The organism is uncultured Pseudoflavonifractor sp., assembly GCA_904419835.1.
Taxonomy (GTDB): domain Bacteria; phylum Bacillota; class Clostridia; order Oscillospirales; family Oscillospiraceae; genus Pseudoflavonifractor.
This window is the reverse complement of the sequence record CAJFTA010000003.1, coordinates 45,390-65,907: the sequence shown is the minus strand read 5'-3', so window position 1 is coordinate 65,907 and position 20,518 is coordinate 45,390. Positions and strand designations below refer to the sequence as shown.

The window sequence follows — 20,518 nt, the reverse complement described above, 5'->3', positions numbered from 1 at the left end:
CTCTCGTACAGTTGGTGTGTGGTAACTCAACTATAACCGATGAGGCCGTATCCTTCATCCTTTTTCTTTCTCTGTCCAATATCTATTGTAGTCCTACAGGGACAGAGAAAATTTTTTGAATTTCTACTTGACAGCAGTAGGATAGTCTGCTATACTAAAAAAGTCGTCGCGAGAGGATAAAATATGAGGGCATAGTTCAGCTGGGAACTTGGTTGAAGTGGTTACACACCCCTCGTGTCGGAAACAAAAAACTTAATGATCACTCTCTTCTATCGGTCAGCGGTTCGATCCCGCTTATCTCCACCATCTCTTAAGAGAGTGAAACGAAAACCTCATTTCTTCGGGAATGAGGTTTTTGCTTTATGCGGCAATCATCACGATGTCCAGCCCACCTGTGAACTGCTCAAAGTCGATATTGAAGTCAATGTGCGGTTTGTAGTCCTGGTAGACCGTCGCCCGCTTGCTCAAGCAGGTGACGATCATTTTTTGCCTCCATACTGGCTGTATCGTACATTTTCGCCCATGAGATGATATTACGTCCGTAGTTCTCAAACACTCTTGCAATCACATCGAGATTGCCGCTTTCCACTTTGGTACCACGGCGAAACTCGTTGTTATAGAACAGAACCTTTCCAACCTGGCCGTTTTTCTTCGGATACTCCACCAAAAAATGTTTCTCTTGGCGGGACTTGCGAATAATTCTGCTGATTTGTGTCCGGTATTTTCCGGCAAAGGTCTTGAGCATAGAAATGTGTCTTGTCTTATCGCTGTCTATGCGCTCATGGACAACGATTTCTAATCAGGCGGTTGAGGGTGGCGGAGTCCAGTTCCGTAATGTCGGCGTGTTCCTGAATGGCTTCTACCCACTGGCGGGCATCATACGCAAGCTGGATTTCATCGGCCAGCTTTTTCCGGCCTTCCTCAACCCTTGCTTTCAACTCGGCCTGTTCCTTCTGCGTCTTTTCTATCAGCAGATTGAGGTTCGCTTCGCTGATACGTCCGGCAACCATGTCCTCATACAGCAGCAGAACCATCTTTTCCAGAATGTCAATCCGTTCCTCATCGCAACGGCTTCCCCGTCCATCAGGGCGATTCTGGCGCACTCCCGGATTTTGTTCAGCACAAGCCGGTACAGGGTGTCATACTCAACCCGGTGCTGGGAACAGTGCTGCTTCTCATAGGCGTTGTAGGTCTTACAGGAATAAATCTGCTTCGGGTGCTTCTCATGGGTGTAGCGGATAGTCAGCGACTTCCCGCACTCGCCGCATTTAATAAGCCCCGCAAACAGGCTGATTTCCCCGGTCTGGCGGGGGCGCCGCCGGGATTTCAGCTTGCGCTGCACGATGTCAAATATTATAAGGAAGAGAGGCGGGGTCGATGCCGTAAATCTGGACGACCTCCAGAAGGGGGCTCTCGGCCAGGTCCAGCACGGTGACAATTTTTCCGCCGTCAGAGTCCAGATCCACGCCGTAGGCCTGCCAGGCATACCAGGGGAGATAGGCGCACTGGGCCTTGAGGGGGCTGTCCGGGTCAGGCGCCTTGGGGCCGAAGATGCCGGAGAGCAGGCTGTATGGAATCCCGTCCAGATGCTCCAGGGCGAACTGAACCACCTGCTGCCTGGTCTCATCGTCTGCGTCCTTCACCCGGAGGACCATAAAGTTGGAGTAGGTGCGCCAGTGCTGGGCGTTGACCTGGGCGCTGTCGCTGCCCAGAACCACCGCCTCCAGAGTGACGCCCAACTGGGGGTCCACCACCAGGGAGGCGTGGCCATGCCGCCAGCCGTATGTATGGGTGGAGAAGGAGAGAATGATGTCCCCGGACTCCAGCGGGGCCAGCGGCACCGAGTAGACGACGTTCCCGTCGGCGTCCCGCAGACGGTCCTCCTTGGTGATGGGAGGCAGGTCCAGACATACCGGCGTCTGTTCTGAAAAAAAGCCCGCCTGGGTCTCCAGGATCTGCGCCGCACCCTGGCTGCCCTGGGAGAGCAGGGCGTCCACCGCCGGGCGGGCCAGGCCGGTCTGGAAAAAGATTGTCTCATAGTCCTCCCCGTCCAGGGAATCCTGGGCCAGAATAGGGGAGAGGTCTATCTGCCCGTAATCCGGGGAAAAGTACGGGTCCCGGTGGGCCCAGAAGGTCTGGAGCAGGGCGTTGAGGCCGAAGAACAGGACCACGACGGCCGCGGGAACCGCCGCCCACAGCCAGCGGCGGCGCTTTTTCCCGGTTGATTTTGTCTGCATATACACTCACCAGTCTTTCATAGGACAGGGGTCGCACCTCATAGGATTATATATCAAATTTCGCGATTTGAAAATGGGGGAACGGCCATGAAGAGCAGAATCGCCGATCTGCGGTGCAAGGAGATCATCAATGTGACCGACGGAAGCCGGTTTGGGTACGTGGGGGATGTGGAGGTGGACCTGGACACCGGGCAGATCTGCGCCCTGGTGGTGCCGGGGCGGCTGCGGCTGTTCGGCCTGCTGGGCAGGGAGGAGGACCGGATCTTTCCCTGGGAGTCGGTGCGCCGGTTCGGGGAGGACATTATCCTGGTGGAGTCGGGCGCACTGCGTGCCGGGCGTGAGGAACGCCGTCGCAGCAGGCGGGAGGGATAGAAAAAATCCTGTAAAATCTGCATTTTATAAAATAAAAATGGAAATCATACTTGCAATCCGCAAAACCCTATGATAAAATACTCTAGCTGTGTAAAAGCACAGTATTACGCACACCGTTGTGACGGAGCGCCTTGTGCCCCATGGGCTGGCGGGCTCCGGATGAACTGGTGGAGGTAATAACTATAAAGGAGGAAACATCACTATGGCAGTCGTATCTATGAAGCAGCTCCTGGAGGCCGGTGTCCACTTTGGTCACCAGACCCGCCGCTGGAACCCCAAGATGGCCGCTTACATCTACACCGAGCGTAACGGCATCTACATCATCGACCTGCAGAAGACCGTGAAGAAGCTGGAGGAGGCCTACAACTTCGTCCGTGAGCTGGCTCAGAACGGTCAGACTCTGCTCTTCGTGGGCACCAAGAAGCAGGCTCAGGAGGCCATCAAGGAAGAGGCCGGCCGTTGCGGCGGTTACTATGTGAACGCCCGTTGGCTGGGCGGCATGCTCACCAACTTCAAGACCATGCGTGGCCGTGTGGACCGTCTCAACCAGCTGAAGAAGATGCAGGAGGACGGCACCTTCGACATGCTCCCCAAGAAGGAAGTCATGAAGCACCTGGGCGAGATCGCCAAGCTGGAGAAGTACCTGGGCGGCGTCGTGGAGATGAAGAAGCTCCCCGGTGCTCTGTTCGTGGTTGACCCCCGCAAGGAGCGCAACGCCATCAACGAGGCCCGCAAGCTGAACATTCCCATCGTGGCCATCGTGGATACCAACTGCGATCCCGACGAGATTGACTATGTCATCCCCGGCAACGACGACGCTATCCGCGCCATCAAGCTGATCTCTTCTGTCATGGCCAACGCCATCATGGAGGGCAAGCAGGGCCAGGACGCCCCCGAGGAGAAGACCGAGGAGGCCGCGGCTGAGTAAGCCGGTTCCGAATGATGCGGACTTTGGAGCGCCCGCCCAGGCGGGCGGGCGCTCTTCATATTGATTTTACAAATGTGGAGGTAACTTATTATGGCTTTTACCGCGAAAGACGTGCAGGCTCTGCGCGAGATGACCGGCGTTGGCATGATGGACTGCAAGAAGGCCCTCACCGCTTCCGACGGCGATATGGACAAGGCTGTGGAGTTCCTGCGTGAGAAGGGCCTGGCCGCTTCCCAGAAGAAGGCCGGCCGCATCGCCGCCGAGGGTATGGCTTATGCCGCTGTTATCGACGGCATGGGCGTGGTGGTCGAGGTCAACGCCGAGACCGACTTCGTGGCCAAGAACGAGAAGTTCGTGGACTTCGTCAAGGGCGTGGCCGCCACTGTGGCCGCCAACAAGCCCGCCGACCTGGAGGCCCTGATGGCCTGCAAGTACAACGGCACCGAGATGACCGTCACCGAGCAGCAGCAGGAGATGGTGCTGGTTATCGGCGAGAACATCAAGGTTCGCCGCTTCCACTTCTACACCGAGGGCGTTTCCGTGCCCTACATCCACGCCGGCGGCAAGATCGGCGTGTTGGTCAACCTGGAGACCAACCTGACCGCTGAGCAGGTGGAGACCGTCGGCAAGGACGTGGCCATGCAGATCGCCGCTCTGAATCCCCGCTTCTGGGACAAGAGCCAGGTGGATCAGGCCACTCTGGACGAGGAGAAGAAGATCATGATGGTCCAGATGGCCAATGATCCCAAGATGGCCTCCAAGCCCGAGCAGGTCCGCGAGAAGATCGTCATGGGCAAGCTGAACAAGTTCTATGAGGAGAACTGCCTGCTCCAGCAGGCGTTCGTGAAGGATGGCTCCGTGACTGTGGAGCAGTATATGGCTCAGAGCGCCAAGGCCCTGGGCGGCACCATCACCTTCAAGGATGCCATCCGCTTTGAGAAGGGCGAGGGTATCGAGAAGAAGCAGGAGAACTTCGCCGAGGAGATCGCCAAGCAGCTGGGCAAGTAATTGCCTGAAAAATCGACAGATAAGAAGGGCGGGCCTGGAATATTCCGGGCCCGCCCTTTTCCGCGGACGCACGGCGACCGCGGGATATTAAAAATGAGGTGCTCACGGCGGCGCCGAAGGGAACCGTTATCTCCGGTGCTTTGCACGGTACAGGAGTTCGCCGTAGCTGGTAATATGCTCGTCCGCGATTTTGGCAGGAAACTTCTTCAGAAACAGCTCCCACAGAGCTTCTTCGGAATTGCAGTACCGCCGGAGGCCTTCATCGTATTGCAGATTGTATTCCGCCAGAATCCGCTCTCTGTCCGCCTTCGGCACGGAGCTCTTCTGATAAAAGCCCTTTCCCAGGAGCCAGTGCTCGATGCGGTATATGTCCATGAGACTGGGGCGGTCACGCACAACACGGATTGCGCAGGTTTTTATGCAGGCTTTCCCGGACGGGACCCTTTTGTCCAGTTGATAGGTGCGTTTGTCCACAGCGGTATACTCACGGCGGCCAATTTTGAACTTCCGGGCATTGGAAGAGGCGATGGCCGCTTTTTCCTGTTTTTCCATGCAGTATCGCCACCTTTTGAGGGGATAACCCAAGTATAACACATCTTGCCTGAAATTGCTTCCAAAACAGCGCGTTTGAAAGGAAAACAGCTCCGCAATGGGAGGCCATCAGTCCGCGGCTCAGATGTCTGCGGGTGATGGTTCAAGCAGGGAAAGTGCCTGAGCTGATATTGAGCGGATGGGGGATTCCTGCTATAATAATGTGTATTGAACAAAGCCCAAGGTCTTGAAAGCCATAGCTTTCAAGACTGTTTGGCTTTGTTCAGGTGCAAGGGGTTTGCACGAAATGGTCTCCCCCTGCACCTTCCGCTGGTGCATTGAGATGCACCAGCGGAAATACACATTACAGCAATGGCTGAATTCCATCAAAGCGGCTCCTTTGGGCCGCTTTGATGGAATTGCGCGGCTGCTGCCGCGCGAATAAACCGATTTGCGGTTTATTCAGCAGACATTATAATAAAAAACAACTGTTCTGATAGGGGGGAGCTGGATGACAGACATTCTGGAGGGCCTGAACAGCGCCCAGCGGGAGGCGGTCACCGCTACGGAGGGCTTTGTCCGCGTCATCGCCGGCGCGGGCTCAGGCAAGACCAGGGCGCTGTCTCGCCGGTTTGCCTACCTGGTCAACGAGCTGGGCATCCTGCCGGGCAACATTCTCTGCGTCACCTTTACCAACAAGTCCGCCAATGAAATGCGCCAGCGTATCCACCAGCTCACGGGGGACAACGACACCGGGTATATCAATACCTTCCACGGCTTCTGCGTCTCCGTCCTCCAGGAGGACAGCCATGCGGTCCAATACCCAAAGAGCTTCCTTGTGCTGGACAATTCCGACATTGACGCCATGCTCCAGATTATCTACGAGGAGCGGGGGCTGACCCTGCGGGACATGACCTTCTCCACCGCCCGGGACATGATTGAGATGCGCAAGCTCGTCAAGGAGCCGGAATACTATCGGGACCTGATCAATCTGTCTCTGGACACCCTGAAGGAGAAGTATCTCAGCGCGGTGCAGGCGGGGGACGTCATCTTCTACGGCTATCTCTACCAGGAGAAGAAGTGCTTCGGCCTGGACTACAACGACCTTATCAAATTCTCCCTCTATATCTTCCAGCAGCACGGGGACATCAAGCTCAAGTGGCAGCAGCGGCTGGAGTATATCATGATTGACGAGTTCCAGGACATCGACCAGCTCCAGTACCAGCTGATGGAGGTGCTCTGCGGCTACCACGGAAACCTGTTCATTGTGGGAGACCCGGACCAGACCATCTACACCTGGCGGGGCGCGGATGTGAAGTACCTGCTGGAGTTTGACAAACAGTTCCCCGCCGTGAAAACCATCATGATGATGGAGAACTACCGCTCCACGCCGGAGATTCTGGCGGCGGCCAACGCGCTGATTGACAAGAACAAGTACCGCATTCCAAAGGCGCTGCTCCCCACCCTTCCGTCCGGCGCTCCGGTGCTGTGCCACCTGGGAGAGACCCAGACGGCGGAGGCGCAGTGGATAGCGGGGGAGATGGAGCAGCTCCACAGCCAGGGGGTTCCATACCGGGACATGACGGTGCTCTACCGGGCCCACTATGTGTCACGCGCGGTGGAGGAGGCGCTGCTCCAGGCCAAAATCCCCTATACGATTTACAGCGGCGTGCAGTTTTTCGGCCGCATGGAGATCAAGGACGCCCTGTCCTATCTGCGGATGATGGTCTACAAGGATGACCTGTCCTTCCGGCGGATTGCCAACGTGCCCAAGCGGAACCTGGGCAAGCGGCGGATGGCCTTTCTGGAGGCGTACGCGGCGGAGCACGGCAAAACCCTCTACCAGAGCCTGCTGGACAACCTGGAGGACCCGGTGTTCAAGGGCACAAAGGCCCAGGCCTTTGTCTCCCTGATAGAGGCCTTCGCCGCCGGATATGAGGGCCGCCCCATCTCGGAGGTGCTCTCCGCCGTCCTCAATGAGAGCGGCTATGAGAAGATGCTCCGCACCGAGGGCAGCCAGGAGCGGCTGGACAACCTGGCGGAGCTGAAGCAGTCGGTGTACGAGTACGAGACCACCTGCGGCGAGGAGACCACCCTGGAGCACTATCTGGCCCATATCGCCCTGTTCAGCAACAGCGACGCCGGGGATCAGGGGGACAAGGTGAAGCTGATGACCGTCCACGCCGCCAAGGGCCTGGAGTTTCCCTATGTATTCCTGTGCGGCATGAACGAGGGGATTTTCCCCTCCCGGAAGGTGCGCACCCTACAGGGCATGGAGGAGGAGCGGCGGCTGGCCTTCGTAGCCCTGACCCGTGCGGAGAAGGGGCTTTATCTCTCCGAGGCAGACGGGCGCAATTTTGACGGATCGCCCCGCTATCCGTCCCGGTTCCTGCTGGATATCGACCAGGAGCTGCTCACCTATACCAGACCGCCGGAGGAGGGGCTCATCCGGGAGACAAGATACGCCATTGCCAGCAGTGAGCGGTATCTGCCGGAGGATGACGGCGCTATTACCTTTTCTGTTGGCCAGCGGGTACGGCACCAGATGTTCGGCCTTGGCACGATTCTGGAGGTGGACAGGGAGCGGGGCGCCCACGTGGTCCAGTTTGACGAGATGGCCACGCCCAGGCGGATCTCCTTCCGGGCCAGATTGGAAAAACTGTAATACAAAAGACCCAGAAAGGGGAATGACATATGCTCTTGTCGGCAGAGCACATCAAAAAGGCATACGGCACCAAGGTGCTGCTGGACGGGGTATCCCTCTATCTGAACCAGGGGGACAAGGTAGGCGTCATTGGCGTCAACGGCACGGGGAAATCCACCCTGCTGAAGATTCTGGCGGGGGCTGAGGAGCCGGACGAGGGGACTGTCTCTCTGGACCCCAACGTCCGGGTGGAGTACCTGCCCCAGAACCCGGCCTTTGAGGGGGGGCGCACCGTGCTGGAGCAGGTGTTCGCCGGGCTCTCTCCCGAGGCCCGGGAGCTGGCGGAGTATGAGGCCAAGACCATCCTCACCCGGCTGGGTATCACGGACTTTGACCAGCGGGTGGGTACGCTGTCCGGCGGCCAGCGGAAGCGGGTGGCCATGGCCTCCGCCCTGGTCCACGAGAGCGACATCCTCATCCTGGACGAGCCCACCAACCACCTGGACAGCGAGATGGTCCGCTGGCTGGAGGACTATCTCCGGCAGTACAGGGGGGCTCTGGCCATGGTGACACACGACCGGTACTTCCTGGAGCGGGTGGTCACCCGCATGGCGGAGGTGGAGCGGGGGAAGCTTTATTTCTATGAGGGCAACTACGAGGACTATCTCCGTCTCCGGGCGGAGCGGGAGGAGATGGCCCAGGCCAGCGAGCGCAAACGGCAGTCCATCCTCCGGCGGGAATACCAGTGGGTGATGCAGGGTCCCACCGCCCGGGGTACCAAGAGCCGGGAGCGGCTGGAGCGGTATGAGGCCCTGAAGGAACAGAAGGGTCCGGAACAGCGGGCCGAGCTGACCCTGTCGGCCATCTCCAGCCGACTGGGGAAAAAGACCATCGAGCTGCAGGGCGTGACCAAGTCCTTTGAGGGCCGGACGGTGCTGCGGGACTTTGACTGCATGCTCCTGCGGGACGACCGGATTGGTATTGTGGGTACCAACGGCAGCGGCAAGTCCACCCTGCTCAACCTGATTGCCGGCCGGCTGACCCCGGACAGGGGAGAGATAGAGCAGGGAGAGACGGTGCGCATCGGCTACTTCAGCCAGGAGAACCCTGTCATGCCTCCGGAGACCCGGGTCATCGACTACGTCAAGGAGATTGGCAACTATATCGAGACCCCTGAGGGAACCCTCACCGCCACCCAGCTGCTGGACAAGTTTCTGTTCCCGGGGGATATCCAGTACAGTCCCATCTCCAAGCTGTCCGGCGGGGAGAAGCGGCGGCTGTTCCTGATGGCGGTGCTGGCCTCCGCGCCCAACGTGCTGCTGCTGGACGAGCCCACCAACGACCTGGATATCCAGACGTTGGCCATTCTGGAGGACTATCTGGAGACCTTTCCGGGGGCGGTTATCACCGTCTCTCACGACCGGTTTTTCCTGGATAAGGTGGTGCGCCGTGTGTTCGCCGTGGAGGCGGACGGCGTGGTGCGGGCCTATCCGGGCGGGTACACCGAGTATCTGGCCGCCCGGCAGGCGGAGGAGAAGACCAAAGCACCCAAAACTCCAACGGCTGAGAAAAAGCAGGAGCGGCCTCAGGGCCCCAAGAAGCTGAAATTTAGCTACAAAGAGCAGCGGGAGTATGAGTCCATCGACGGAGAGATTGCCGCTCTGGAGGAGAAGCTGGCCGATGTGAAGCGCCGGCAGGAGGAGTGCGCCAGCGACTATGTTGCCCTCCAGCAGCTTCAGGAGGAGCAGGCCCGCCTGGAAGGGGAGCTGGAGGAGAAGATGGACCGGTGGGTCTACCTCAACGACCTGGCGGAACAGATTGAAGAGCAGAATCAGAAGTGAGGTGCGCGGGATGGTAATTGGAATCATGGGGGAGAGCTGTACCGGAAAATCTTTTTTGGCAGAGCAATTGAAATCGGCGCTCCACGCCCAGGTATATACCGGCAGGGACTACCTGCGCCTTGCCGGTAATGAAGCCGCAGCCCAAGCGCTCTTTTGCAAAAGGCTGCAGGAGGCAGTGGAGGGTGAATCTGTTATTTATGTCATCTCTGAGAAGAAGCACTTGACGCTGCTGCCGGACCGGGCGATCCGGATTTTGGTGACAGCAGATCTGGATACCATCAAGAACAGATTTACGCTCCGCATGCACGGAATATTGCCCGCTCCCGTGGCAGCCATGCTGGAAAAGAAGCACGGCTGCTTTGATAACGAGGCCCATCATATTCATGTGGTTGCCGGGCAGTATGATCCGGACCAAGTCTGCGCCGAAATTTGCAGCTTTGCCGGCCAATGAGGCGCTGACATGTCTGTTGGACAATAGAACTGGGGAGCATCCTGTTAAAGATGCTCCCCAGTGTTTGATTATGAGGCAAGTCCGTGATTATAAAAAAGTTCGCCGTAAGCGTTTTTGATTACTGCGAACTGGAAGAGAATATAAAAATCGATATTTGGGATTGACAGGACCGTTGCAGGAGAAGCGCCCAACAGGCCCTTCTGGGCCGCGGCGTAAGTACCGCCGTACAAGCGTTTTCACCGCAGATGAAAACCTTGGTGCAAGGGTGACTTTGCTGCCCTGAGCATTGAAATACCGCGGGGTGGAGGCCGCATAAGGCGGCCAGAACCCAAAAAGAAGGGATGGTTAAAATCGATATTTTTTAATGGAGAAAAATGCCGCCCGCAGGGCGGTTCACCAACTGTGAGCCCACACAGCAGGCCGCGGTTGAAAAGGAGGAGCAAGGGAGCGGCGGATGACGTCTTTTTTGCCCTGGGCAAAAAAGACGTCGGAGCAAAGCAAACTTTGCTCCGACGTGGTACGGCTGAAGGGATTCGAACCCCCGACCTTTTGGTTCGTAGCCAAACACTCTATCCAGCTGAGCTACAGCCGCATATCGTTTTGCTGGCGATTTCATCAACCACTCGCTGACGACTCGACTATAATATCACAAGAAAAAATAAAATGCAAGAGGAAATTTCAAATTTCCCGAAAAATTTCTTTTACAAAGAGCAAGGCGCGGCAAGAGCCGCGTCTCAAGCATTTCCTCTATAAAAAACGTCTGTAAAAGACGCTGAAATTTTGGTCTGTCTGCCCCGCAGAGAGCGATTGCCGCTCTGCGGGGAGACAGTGTAGGTTCCTGAAAAAGAGAGAGGAGGTCAGTTGTATGGGTTCCTGACATCTATAAGAATACCATGTTTTGAAAGAAAGTGGTGGACAGTTTGAGAACACGGAATGAACAAATTGTGAACGACAGCTTTTCTCCTGTTTCGCGGCGACTATGGGTCCAGAATATCGTACAGCGCGTTGAGCACCCGCCAGTTCTGGGGGAAGGCGCGCATTAGATTCCAGTAGCCCACGCCGCTCAAGCCGTATCGGGGTACAAGGGCAAGCTTGGCACGGATGCTGCGGGCATCCTCAAACCAGACCACATGGGCGGCGGCGCCTTCATCGGTATAATAGAAGAAGGGGGACTGCGCCTGGACCGAATATTGAATTTCAGCGCTGTACCGGATGGCCAGTGCCACCGCCTCCTGGCTGGAGAGGGAGCGGGCCCTGCTCTCGCCCTGGACAAAGGGGAGCGTCCAGTCATAGCCGTAGTTTGGGATGCCCAGCCACAGCTTTTCCGCCGGAATTTCTGTCAGGGCGTACTCCACCACCTGCTGTACATTGGGCAGAGGGGCCACCGCCATGGGCGGACCATAGGTATAGCCCCACTCATAGGTCATGAGAAACGCCCGGTTGACAGCCTCACCAATGGCCCGGTAGTTGTGCCCCTCGTAGAGCTGGCCCTTCTGATCGGCGGAGGTCTTGGGCGCCAGTGCCGCGATGACAGGGTAACCCATGGGGTTGAAGTGTGCGGAGAGCCGTCCGAGAAAGTCTGCATAGGCACCGGCGCCCTGAGGGAAGACAAACTCAAAATCCACATCCAGCCCCTGATAGCCCCGCTCCAGCACAGTCTCTTCCAGGTTGTCTATCAGCGCATCCTGTACAGCCATATCATTGAGCACCAGACTGGCCAGTTCGTTGGAAAAGCCGCCCTCCTCCGCAAGGGTGGAGAGATGGAGGAGAGGAGCTGTGCCGCTCTGAAGGGCTGTGGAGATCAGGGTGCTGTCGTCGGGAGGAATCAGTTTGCCCTGGGAGGTGATGCCATAAGTAAAGGGGGTGAGATAGGTGAGATAGGGGAGGAGCGCCTGAATCTCGCGCTGCCCGATGAAAGGATAGGCATAGCCATTGACTGTGAGGGCCCCCAGCTTCTCCCCCTGGAACGCGATAACCAGCGTCTGTCCGGGATAGATGAGGGTGTTGCCGCCCAGCACCGGATTGTTGCGCAGCAGCTGCCGGAGTGAGATGCCGTACTGGGCGGCAATGGCGGAGGTGGTCTCGCCGGGGCGGACGGTGTGGGCCAGACGGGGAAACTGGACCACCAGCGCCTGCCCTACCGCCAGCTGGTAGGGGGCGGAGAGGCCGTTGTCAATGGCCAGGAGGGAGAACGGGACGCCGTAGGCTTCGGCAATGGAGAAGAGCGTGTCGCCGGGGGCGACTACATGGATAACCATGGCGCGCCCTTCCGCTTAGGAGAGCAGGGTGATGAAGTCGCTGCTGGCATAGCCCACAACGCCGTCAAACTGCACCAGATACCACCCCTGCCATTGGTTTATCACCGTGAGCCGGGCGCCGTCGTAGGCCTTGGCAATCACTTGGGCGGAAGTGTCCGGGCGGCTGCGGATGTTGAGATAGCCCCAGCTGACATCTACGACGCCCTGCCGCGCCGGAACAGGCGTGAGGAAGGGAATGCCGAAATACTCTGTGAGGGAGAGCACCAGATTGCGGGCAACCGGCTCGATGTTGCTCTTAATCCAGGCCGCATCGTCCGGATTGTCGTGGTAGCCCAGCTCCAGAAAGACCGACGGCGCCCGCACCCGGCGCACCTCACCGATAGAGGTGGTGCCCTCCGCCCGGACATTGTTGGGGAGGGGATAGATGGTCTTCAGATTGTCGGCCATCATGACGGCAGCCCGCCGTCCCCTGGCGGAGGTAGGGTAGTAGAAGACGATGATGCCCCGGATTCGGCCGTATTGAGCGTCAGGGGCCGCGTTGGAGTGGAGGGCCAGGTGGAGATCGTACTGCCCCGCATTGGAGGCGGCGATGGAGGAAGCAGCGGTCATGTCCGGCGTGTTGCGGGTAAACTGGATGCCGCTGGAGATGAGGTAGGGGACCATGGCATCGGCCAGGCGGTTCATCCATTCCTCCTCCGTGCCGCCGTTGACATAGAGGTTATTTTCCTGGGTAGAGGGCGAGAGATAGATTTTCGGCATGGGAATACCTCCTTTTTGCCCCATCCTATGCAGCAGGAGGCGGAGGTGCCAGCGCAAACGTAATTCAAGCCGGCCGATGAAACAGAATTGTGGGAGAAAAGACGGCGGAAGCAGAAGTTTTCCTTGCATTTTGGAAAAGTATGTGATATCATATCTCAGTCTGAATAAAGGGTGTTCCTCTGCCGCTGCCGGAAAATGTGTCCGGCGTGTAAAAGCGGGCATGAACGCCTATAAACTAGGAGGAAATAACAATGGATCTGATGAAGGCATTTACCGAGAAGCACCTCAAGGCTGAGCCCCCCAAGTGCGACGTGGGCGACACCGTCCGCGTTTCCATCAAGGTTAAGGAAGGCAACCGCGAGCGTACCCAGGTGTTCGAGGGCACCGTGATTGCCAAGAAGCACGGCGGCATTGAGGAGACTGTCACGGTTCGCCGCGTCTCCTACGGCGTTGGCGTGGAGAAGGTTTTCCCCATCCATGCTCCCTCCACTGAGAAGATCGAGGTCGTCCGTCACGGCAAGGTCCGCCGTGCCAAGCTCTACTACCTGCGCGACCGCGTGGGCAAGAGCGCCAAGATCAAGGAGAAGCTCTAATCCAAAACCGCAGAAGGGGAGCCGCCGGAAGGCGGCTCCCCGTTTGCATTACCACAAAACAGGCCGGACAGGGTTTCATTTTCCGGCAGAGTTGTGTATAATGGAGCATGCTGAACAACCTTGGACCGATGGAACAGAGTTTGCGGCCGCCATTTAGTGCCTGACTTTGACGGTCGGCGGAAATACGGAGGAAAAAAGATGGAGATTCAGTGGTTTCCCGGCCATATGAAAAAGACCCAGCGGATGATCGCCGAGAACCTGAAGTATGTGGACATTGTGGCCGAGGTGATTGACGCCCGGATTCCGGTCTCCAGCCGCAACCCGGACATTGATGCCCTGGTGGGGGAGAAGCCCCGCCTCATCGTGCTCAACCGGGCCGACCAGGCCGACCCTGCGGGCAACCGCCTGTGGGGGGACTGGTTCAGGAGCCGCGGCTGGTCTGTGCTGGAGACCGACGCCAAGGAGGGAAAGGGAATTAACCAGTTCTCCCCCGTGGTAAAGGAGGTCCTGAAGGACAAGATCCAGCAGTGGCAGGCCAAGGGACAGGTGGGCCGTCCCATCCGCGCCATGATTGTGGGCGTGCCCAACGTGGGAAAGTCCACCTTTATTAATAAGGTGGCCCGCCGGAAGTCGGCCAAGGCCAGTGACAAGCCGGGCGTCACCCGGGGCAAGCAGTGGGTGGCGGTGGACGCCGGCCTGGACCTGCTGGACACGCCGGGCATCCTGTGGCCCAAGTTTGAGGACCCCCAGACCGGCCTCCACCTGGCCTTTACCGGCGCGGTGAAGGACGAGATTATGGACACCGAGACCCTGGCCTGTCACCTGCTGGAGGAGCTGGCCGCCGCCTACCCCGCCGCACTGACGGAGCGCTACAAAATAGTAGTGCCGGAGCGGGGAGAAGAAGAGAGCCTTGCCTACGGCTATGCCCTCCTGGAGCAGGCGGCCCGGAAGCGGGGCTTCCTCATCTCCGGCGGTGAGCCGGACACGGAACGGATGGGTAAGGTACTTCTGGACGAGTTCCGGGCTGGCAAGCTTGGACGCTTTACACTTGAGAAGCCCCAGGCAATTTCGGAGGAGATGGAATGAAGCAGACGGTGCAGGTTGACCTGTGGGAGATAGAGCGCTCCTGTAAGGCGCGGGGATACCGGCTTATCTGCGGCGCTGACGAGGCGGGGGCCGGCCCCCTGGCCGGCCCAGTCTATGCCGGAGCGGTGATCCTCCCCGAAGGCCTGGTTCTGGAGGGGCTGAACGACTCCAAAAAGGTGACTCCCAAGCGGCGGGACCGGCTTTTTGAGGAGATTCAGGAGAAGGCCGTGGCCTGGGCGGTGGCGTCGGTGGACGAGAAGGAGATCGACGCCATCAACATCCTGAACGCCCGCATGAAGGCCATGGAGTTGGCCATTCAGGCCCTGAAACCGGCCCCTGATTACGCCCTGATTGACGGAAACCGGGACAACGGCATCACCATTGCCCACGAGACTGTGGTCAAGGGGGACGGCCGGAGCGCCAACATTGCCGCCGCCTCTATCCTGGCCAAGGTGAGCCGGGACCGCTATATGGAGGAGATGGCGAGGATATATCCGGAGTATGAGTTTGAGCGGCACAAGGGCTACGGTACAAAGCGGCACTTTGAGCTGCTGATGAAGTATGGCCCCTGTCCCATCCACAGAAAGAGCTTTCTGAAAAAACTGGAGTTCGCTCAAAGCAATGACTGAACAGCAAAATGGCTTTATATAAAAAGGGAGAGAGGGCGTATGAACACCAGCCTGCTGGGCCGCTGGGGGGAATCCCTGGTGGCGGAGGAGCTGCGGCGGCGGGGCTGCCGCGTGGTGGCCTCGGGCTATCGGACCCGCTTTGGGGAGATCGACCTCATCGCGGAGGACGGCCCGTATCTCCTCTTTGTGGAGGTCAAGCTCCGCAAAAGCGACCGATTTGCCCCCGGCCGGGCCTCTGTGGACCGGGGAAAGCGGGAGCGCATCCGCACCACAGCGGAGCTCTATCTGGCCCAGAACCCCACGGAGCGCCAGCCACGGTTTGATGTGGCGGAGGTCTATGCCCCCCAGGGGACGGCCACGGCCCAGCCCCGGATCATCTATCTTGAGAACGCATTTTAGCCCGTCCCGCCACCCGGGGCGGAGAGGAGGTGATTCCGACGGAGCGGATATGTCTGTTTGACGGCCACTGCGACACCATTTCCCGCTGCCTTGAGCAGGGAGGCGGCTTCCGCAGAAACGCGGGCCACCTGGACCTGGAGCGGACGGCGGTCTTTGGGCCGTACGCCCAGTTTTTCGCCATCTTCGGCGACGCCGCCACACAGCCCGGCCTGCCGCTGCGGCAGCTGTTCCAAAAGGAATACGCCATTTTTCGGCGGGAGATGGCGGCAAACAGCGGCCTGGCGGTTCACTGCCGCACGGCTGAGGAGGCGGACGCCGCCTTTCGGGCCGGAAAGCGGGCTGCCTTTCTCTCCGTGGAGGGAGCGGAGCTGCTGGACTGCGACGTGGAGCGCCTGGAGGAGGCATATCGGCTGGGCGTCCGGGCGGTAAATATCACCTGGAACCACGCCAATATTCTGTCCGGCTCCAACGCGGAGGAGAAGGAGCGGGGACTGTCCGGGCAGGGAAGGGAATTTGTCCGCCGGATGAACCGTCTGGGCATGCTGGTGGACGTGTCCCACCTGTCCGATCCCGGTTTTTGGGACGTGGCGGAGTTGTGTAAAGGGCCTTTCATTGCCAGTCATTCCAATGCCCGTGCTGTATTTTCTGCCCCAAGAAACTTGACCGACGGGCAATTTACTGCCATAATAGAACATCATGGTGTGGCGGGGCTGAACATGTTTGCCGACTTTCTGGGGGCTGACCCGGACTGCGACACGGTGATTTCCCACCTGGAGCATTTTCTCTCCCTGGGCGGAGAGAAGAATGTGTCCATTGGCGGAGACTGGGACGGAATATCCAGAATGCCCCGGGGGATGTCCGGCATTCAGGATATGGCGGAGCTGTACGAACGGCTCCTGCGGCGCAATTATTCAGAAGCGCTGGTGCGCGATGTGTTCTTCAATAATCTGATGAGGGTTGTGAGTGAAGTATGTACTATGTGAGCACAAGAAACAAGCAGATGCGGCTTGCCGCTTCTCAGGCCATCGCACAGGGGCTTGCAGAGGACGGCGGTCTGCTGACCCCCGAGGTGTTTCCCAAGCTGTCCCAGAACGGGCTGAAGACCCTCACTGATATGTCTTACCAGCAGCGGGCCGTGTACATCATGAAGCCCTATCTGGACGACTTTACTGCCTCTGAGCTGGCATCCTTTGCCGCCAAGGCTTACAGCAAGGACAAGTTCGACGTCCGCGAGGTGGCCCCTGTCCGCAAGGTGGACGAGAATACTTACTGCCTGGAGCTGTGGCACGGCCCCACCTGTGCCTTCAAGGACATGGCGCTGCAGATGCTGCCCCACCTGCTGACCGCCTCCCTGAAGAAGAACGATGAGAAGAAGACCGCTTGCATTCTGGTGGCCACCTCCGGCGACACCGGCAAGGGCGCCCTGGAGGGCTTCCGGGACGTGGACGGCACCAAGATTCTGGTGTTCTACCCCAAGGACGGTGTCTCCGCCATTCAGGAGCTGCAGATGTGCACCCAGGAGGGAGGAAACGTCGGCGTCTGCTCCGTGGTGGGCAATTTCGACGATGCCCAGACCGGCGTCAAGCGTCTCTTCTCCGACGGGAAGCTCCGCGCGGAGCTGGCGGAGCGGGGGTATTTCCTCTCCAGCGCCAACTCCATCAACTGGGGCCGGGTGCTGCCTCAGATTGTCTACTACGCCTCCGCCTACTGCGACCTGGTGCGGGAGGAAAGGATCGCCCTGGGCGACCCGGTGAACGTCTGTGTGCCCACCGGCAACTTCGGCAATATCCTGGCCGCCTATTACGCCAAACAGATGGGAGTCCCCATCCAGAAGCTGATCTGCGCGTCCAACAGCAACAACGTGCTGACCGACTTCCTGAACACCGGCGTGTACGACCGCAACCGGCAGTTCTACAACACCATGTCTCCCTCCATGGATATCCTCATCTCCTCCAATCTGGAGCGGATGCTCTTTGAGCTGACCAACAACAACGACGAGGAGGTCCGGGGCTACATGGCTCAGCTGGCCGCCGAGGGACGTTATGGGGTCAGCGGGGAGATCAAGAAGAAGCTGGACAAGCTCTTTGCCGCCGGCTTCTGCGACGACGCCGAGACTCAGAAGGTCATCGCCAAGGTGTGGAACAAGTTCCACTACCTCATTGACCCCCACACCGCCGTGGCCTACGACGTGCTGGAGCAGTACCGCAGGGAGAGCGGGGACAACACCACCGCTATCGTGGTGTCCACCGCCAGCCCCTTCAAGTTCTGCGACACTGTCCTGGGCGCTCTCGGCGTGACGGAGCTGGCCGAGGGCACCGACATCATCGCCCAGCTGGCCAAAAAGACCGGCGTGGAGGCCCCCGCGCCCCTGGCCGGACTGGCCGGCAAGGCCAAGCGGTTTGACAAGACTGTCACCAAGGACCACATGGTGGACGCAGTCCTGGACATGCTCCGCTGAAGAAATTTTGCCTGGAGGTATGGCATGGCCCTTTACGCAATCGGAGATACCCACCTGTCCTTGGCAGTGGACAAGCCCATGGACGTGTTCGGCGGCAATTGGACAGGGTATGTGGAGAAGCTGAAACGGGGCTTTGAGCGGGTGGGGCCGGAGGATACCGTGGTGCTCTGCGGGGACATCTCCTGGGGCATGAGCCTCCAGCAGGCCCGGGAGGACTTCGCCTTCCTGGACGCCCTGCCCGGAAAAAAGAAGTATATTTTGAAGGGAAACCACGACTACTGGTGGACCACGGCCGCCAAGATGAATAACTTTTTCGCGGAGAATGGCTTTACCACCCTGAATATTCTCCACAACAACTGCGGGGAGTACGGCGACATTGCCCTCTGCGGCACAAGGGGCTGGTTCTATGAGGAGGACCAGAACGGCCACAATGAGAAGGTGTTCAACCGGGAGCTCATCCGGCTGGAGGCGTCCCTGAAGGCGGCTGGGGAGCGGGAGAAGCTCTGCTTTCTCCACTACCCGCCCCGCTACCAGGGGTACACCTGCCCGGAGATTATCGCCCTGCTGGAGCGGTATGGCGTGCAGCGGTGCTATTACGGTCATCTCCACGGCGGCAGCCACCGGCTGGCCATTGAGGGAAGGTGCGGCGCGGTGGAGTATCACCTGGTGTCGGCGGATTACCTCAACTTCCAGCCGCAAAGAATCTGTGAATAATTCGAAAAAAGACTGGTAATTTAGAAAAAGATCTGGTAGTATAAATCGGATAACGCAAATAGGCGCCCGGATGGCACAATTTTTTCGTCCCGGTGCTGACAGGAGGAAGTAACAAGATGAATGTCAAAAGCGTAGAGAAGCAGGAGAAGAGCAAGGTTGAGCTCGTCATCGAAGTGAGCCGCGAGGAGTTCGAGGCCGCCATTGACAAGGTCTATAAGAAGCAGCGCGGCAAGATCGCTGTCCCCGGCTTCCGCAAGGGCCATGCCCCCCGCAAGATCATCGAGGGTATGTATGGCTCCGGCGTGTTCTACGAAGATGCCATCAATGAGCTCTACCCCGAGGCCTACAGCAAGGCTGTGGAGCAGGAGAACCTGGACGTTGTGGCCTGGCCCGACGTGGAGGTCCTGGAGGCCGGCAAGGACGGCTTTTCCTTCAAGGCTGTCGTCACCGTGCGCCCCGAGGTGAAGCTGGGCGAGTATAAGGGCCTCACCGCCCCCAAGGCCGAGGTCAGCGTCACCGACGAGGACATCGAGAACGAGCTCAAGCCCTATATCCAGCGCGCCACCAGCCTGGTGGCTGTGGACCGTGAGGCTCAGCTGGGCGACACCGTGGTGCTGGACTTCGAGGGCTTTGACAACGGCGTGCCCTTCGAGGGCGGCAAGGCCGAGGGCCACAGCCTGGAGCTGGGCTCCGGTTCCTTTGTCCCCGGCTTCGAGGACCAGCTGGTTGGCATGAAGGCCGGCGAGGAGAAGGACATTGACATCACCTTCCCCGAGAACTATCACGCTGACCTGGCCGGCAAGCCTGTTGTCTTCCACGTGAAGATCAACGAGGTCAAGGAGAAGAAGGTCCCCACCGTGGACGACGAGTTCGCCAAGGACGTGTCCGAGTTTGAGACCCTGGCCGACTTCAAGGCCGACCTGAGCAAGAAGCTGACCGAGCGCCGGGAGAAGCAGGCGCAGGACGACTTCGAGAACGCCCTGCTGGAGCAGGTTGTGGCCAACATGGAGGTGGAGATCCCCGACGCCATGGTGGACTACCGTGCTGACCAGATGATGGACGACTATGCCCGCCGCATTACCTCCCAGGGCATCCCCTTCGAGAACTACCTCCAGATGATGGGCATGACCAAGGAGTCCATGCGTGAGCAGGCCAAGGACGGCGCCCTCCATCAGATTCAGGTGGAGCTGGCGCTGGACGCCGTCGCCGCCGCTGAGAGCATTGAGATCTCCGACGAGGAGAAGGAGGCCGAGTACAGCCGCCTGGCCGAGCAGTACGGCATGAAGGTCGAGCAGGTGAAGGCCGCCGTGGCTGAGAGCGATCTTGTCAATGAGCTGAAGACCAAGAAGGCCGCCGAGGTTGTCTACAGCAACGGCAAGGCGGGCGAGGCCAAGAAGGCCGAGGGCGAGGGCGAGGAGAAGCCCAAGAAGAAGGCCGCGCCCCGGAAGAAGGCCGCCAAGAAGGCCGAGGCTGAGGAGCCCAAGGCTGAGGGCGAGGAGCCCAAGACAGAGGAATAAGATTCCAAACGGCGGGTATACTTTAGCAGTATGACTGCCCGCCGCTTCGCCAGGGGTATGTGTGTGCCCCGGGGTGAGATGGGAGCGGACGTG

Annotated in this window: 19 protein-coding genes, 1 tRNA gene and 1 pseudogene; 14 read left to right on the top strand and 7 right to left on the bottom strand. The window is 58.9% G+C overall.

All coding sequences use genetic code 11. The features are described from left to right. Window positions 1-421 precede the first annotated feature (421 nt). The 3 genes and pseudogenes from QZY67_RS11905 to QZY67_RS01030 form a co-directional block, all read right to left on the bottom strand. Window positions 422-745, bottom strand: coding sequence for a hypothetical protein (locus QZY67_RS11905; RefSeq protein ID WP_366448918.1), 324 nt, complete (start codon window positions 743-745; stop codon window positions 422-424). Beyond that, a pseudogene (locus QZY67_RS11900) lies at window positions 743-1,351 on the bottom strand (recombinase zinc beta ribbon domain-containing protein); the annotation flags it as partial. The pseudogene QZY67_RS11900 and the gene QZY67_RS11905, both read right to left, overlap by 3 nt. Then, the gene (locus QZY67_RS01030; RefSeq protein WP_295368139.1) at window positions 1,347-2,237 is read right to left on the bottom strand and encodes a hypothetical protein; all 891 of its coding nucleotides are present in this window, start codon (window positions 2,235-2,237) and stop codon (window positions 1,347-1,349) included. The pseudogene QZY67_RS11900 and the gene QZY67_RS01030, both read right to left, overlap by 5 nt. An 87-nt stretch (window positions 2,238-2,324) precedes the next feature. Between QZY67_RS01030 and QZY67_RS01025 the strand changes: the two genes are divergently transcribed. The 3 genes from QZY67_RS01025 to tsf all read left to right on the top strand — a co-directional run bounded on the left by QZY67_RS01025 (window position 2,325) and on the right by tsf (window position 4,545). Beyond that, complete coding sequence (locus QZY67_RS01025) at window positions 2,325-2,609, top strand: YlmC/YmxH family sporulation protein (RefSeq protein WP_295368138.1); 285 nt, start codon at window positions 2,325-2,327, stop codon at window positions 2,607-2,609. A 202-nt stretch (window positions 2,610-2,811) separates the two neighbouring features. After that, window positions 2,812-3,537, top strand: a complete 726-nt coding sequence (gene rpsB, locus QZY67_RS01020; protein WP_295368137.1) for a 30S ribosomal protein S2 — start codon at window positions 2,812-2,814, stop codon at window positions 3,535-3,537. A 90-nt stretch (window positions 3,538-3,627) separates the two neighbouring features. Beyond that, window positions 3,628-4,545 carry a translation elongation factor Ts gene (gene tsf, locus QZY67_RS01015; protein ID WP_295368136.1) on the top strand — a complete coding sequence of 306 codons (918 nt, stop codon included), beginning with the start codon at window positions 3,628-3,630 and terminating at the stop codon, window positions 4,543-4,545. Window positions 4,546-4,671: 126 nt separating this feature from the next. Here the strand turns inward: tsf and QZY67_RS01010 are convergent, their stop codons facing one another. Further along, on the bottom strand, window positions 4,672-5,097 hold the full coding sequence (locus QZY67_RS01010; protein WP_295368135.1) for a hypothetical protein: 426 nt from the start codon (window positions 5,095-5,097) through the stop codon (window positions 4,672-4,674). A gap of 490 nt (window positions 5,098-5,587) precedes the next feature. On the opposite strand from QZY67_RS01010, the gene QZY67_RS01005 reads away from it, so the two are divergent. The 3 genes from QZY67_RS01005 to QZY67_RS00995 are packed head-to-tail and all read left to right on the top strand — an operon-like array spanning window position 5,588 to window position 10,012. Next, on the top strand, window positions 5,588-7,741 hold the full coding sequence (locus QZY67_RS01005; RefSeq protein ID WP_295368134.1) for a UvrD-helicase domain-containing protein: 2,154 nt from the start codon (window positions 5,588-5,590) through the stop codon (window positions 7,739-7,741). Window positions 7,742-7,770: 29 nt separating this feature from the next. Next, the gene (locus tag QZY67_RS01000) at window positions 7,771-9,561 is read left to right on the top strand and encodes an ABC-F family ATP-binding cassette domain-containing protein (protein WP_295368133.1); all 1,791 of its coding nucleotides are present in this window, start codon (window positions 7,771-7,773) and stop codon (window positions 9,559-9,561) included. Between the two features lie 10 nt (window positions 9,562-9,571). Then, complete coding sequence (locus QZY67_RS00995) at window positions 9,572-10,012, top strand: hypothetical protein (RefSeq protein ID WP_295368132.1); 441 nt, start codon at window positions 9,572-9,574, stop codon at window positions 10,010-10,012. A gap of 515 nt (window positions 10,013-10,527) precedes the next feature. On the opposite strand, the gene QZY67_RS00990 is transcribed toward QZY67_RS00995, so the two are convergent. The 3 genes from QZY67_RS00990 to QZY67_RS00980 form a co-directional block, all read right to left on the bottom strand. Continuing rightward, window positions 10,528-10,604 (bottom strand) — tRNA-Arg (locus tag QZY67_RS00990). Window positions 10,605-10,989: 385 nt separating this feature from the next. Continuing rightward, window positions 10,990-12,270 (bottom strand): LysM peptidoglycan-binding domain-containing protein, encoded by a 1,281-nt coding sequence (locus QZY67_RS00985; RefSeq protein WP_295368131.1) that lies wholly within the window; start codon window positions 12,268-12,270, stop codon window positions 10,990-10,992. A gap of 15 nt (window positions 12,271-12,285) precedes the next feature. Then, on the bottom strand, window positions 12,286-13,029 hold the full coding sequence (locus tag QZY67_RS00980) for an N-acetylmuramoyl-L-alanine amidase (RefSeq protein ID WP_295368130.1): 744 nt from the start codon (window positions 13,027-13,029) through the stop codon (window positions 12,286-12,288). A gap of 251 nt (window positions 13,030-13,280) precedes the next feature. On the opposite strand from QZY67_RS00980, the gene rplS reads away from it, so the two are divergent. From rplS to tig, 8 genes are all read left to right on the top strand, one after another. Continuing rightward, a complete protein-coding gene (gene rplS / locus QZY67_RS00975; protein WP_294532164.1) occupies window positions 13,281-13,622 on the top strand; it encodes a 50S ribosomal protein L19 in 342 nt (113 codons plus the stop codon). 198 nt (window positions 13,623-13,820) lie between these two features. Next, window positions 13,821-14,708: a ribosome biogenesis GTPase YlqF gene (gene ylqF / locus QZY67_RS00970; protein WP_295368129.1), complete on the top strand. Its 888-nt coding sequence runs from the start codon at window positions 13,821-13,823 to the stop codon at window positions 14,706-14,708. After that, window positions 14,705-15,337 carry a ribonuclease HII gene (locus QZY67_RS00965; RefSeq protein WP_295368128.1) on the top strand — a complete coding sequence of 211 codons (633 nt, stop codon included), beginning with the start codon at window positions 14,705-14,707 and terminating at the stop codon, window positions 15,335-15,337. The genes ylqF and QZY67_RS00965 overlap by 4 nt, the downstream gene beginning before the upstream one ends. A 39-nt stretch (window positions 15,338-15,376) precedes the next feature. Next, the gene (locus tag QZY67_RS00960) at window positions 15,377-15,736 is read left to right on the top strand and encodes a YraN family protein (RefSeq protein ID WP_294532173.1); all 360 of its coding nucleotides are present in this window, start codon (window positions 15,377-15,379) and stop codon (window positions 15,734-15,736) included. A 29-nt stretch (window positions 15,737-15,765) separates the two neighbouring features. Further along, entirely contained in the window at window positions 15,766-16,719 is a 954-nt protein-coding gene (locus QZY67_RS00955) for a dipeptidase (protein WP_295368127.1), read from the top strand. Further along, complete coding sequence (thrC, locus tag QZY67_RS00950; protein WP_295368126.1) at window positions 16,707-18,194, top strand: threonine synthase; 1,488 nt, start codon at window positions 16,707-16,709, stop codon at window positions 18,192-18,194. Before QZY67_RS00955 ends, thrC begins: the two co-directional genes overlap by 13 nt. A gap of 24 nt (window positions 18,195-18,218) precedes the next feature. After that, window positions 18,219-18,908, top strand: a complete 690-nt coding sequence (locus QZY67_RS00945) for a metallophosphoesterase (RefSeq protein WP_295368125.1) — start codon at window positions 18,219-18,221, stop codon at window positions 18,906-18,908. A 116-nt stretch (window positions 18,909-19,024) separates the two neighbouring features. After that, the gene (gene tig / locus QZY67_RS00940) at window positions 19,025-20,425 is read left to right on the top strand and encodes a trigger factor (RefSeq protein ID WP_295368124.1); all 1,401 of its coding nucleotides are present in this window, start codon (window positions 19,025-19,027) and stop codon (window positions 20,423-20,425) included. The last annotated feature ends 93 nt before the right edge of the window (window positions 20,426-20,518 follow it).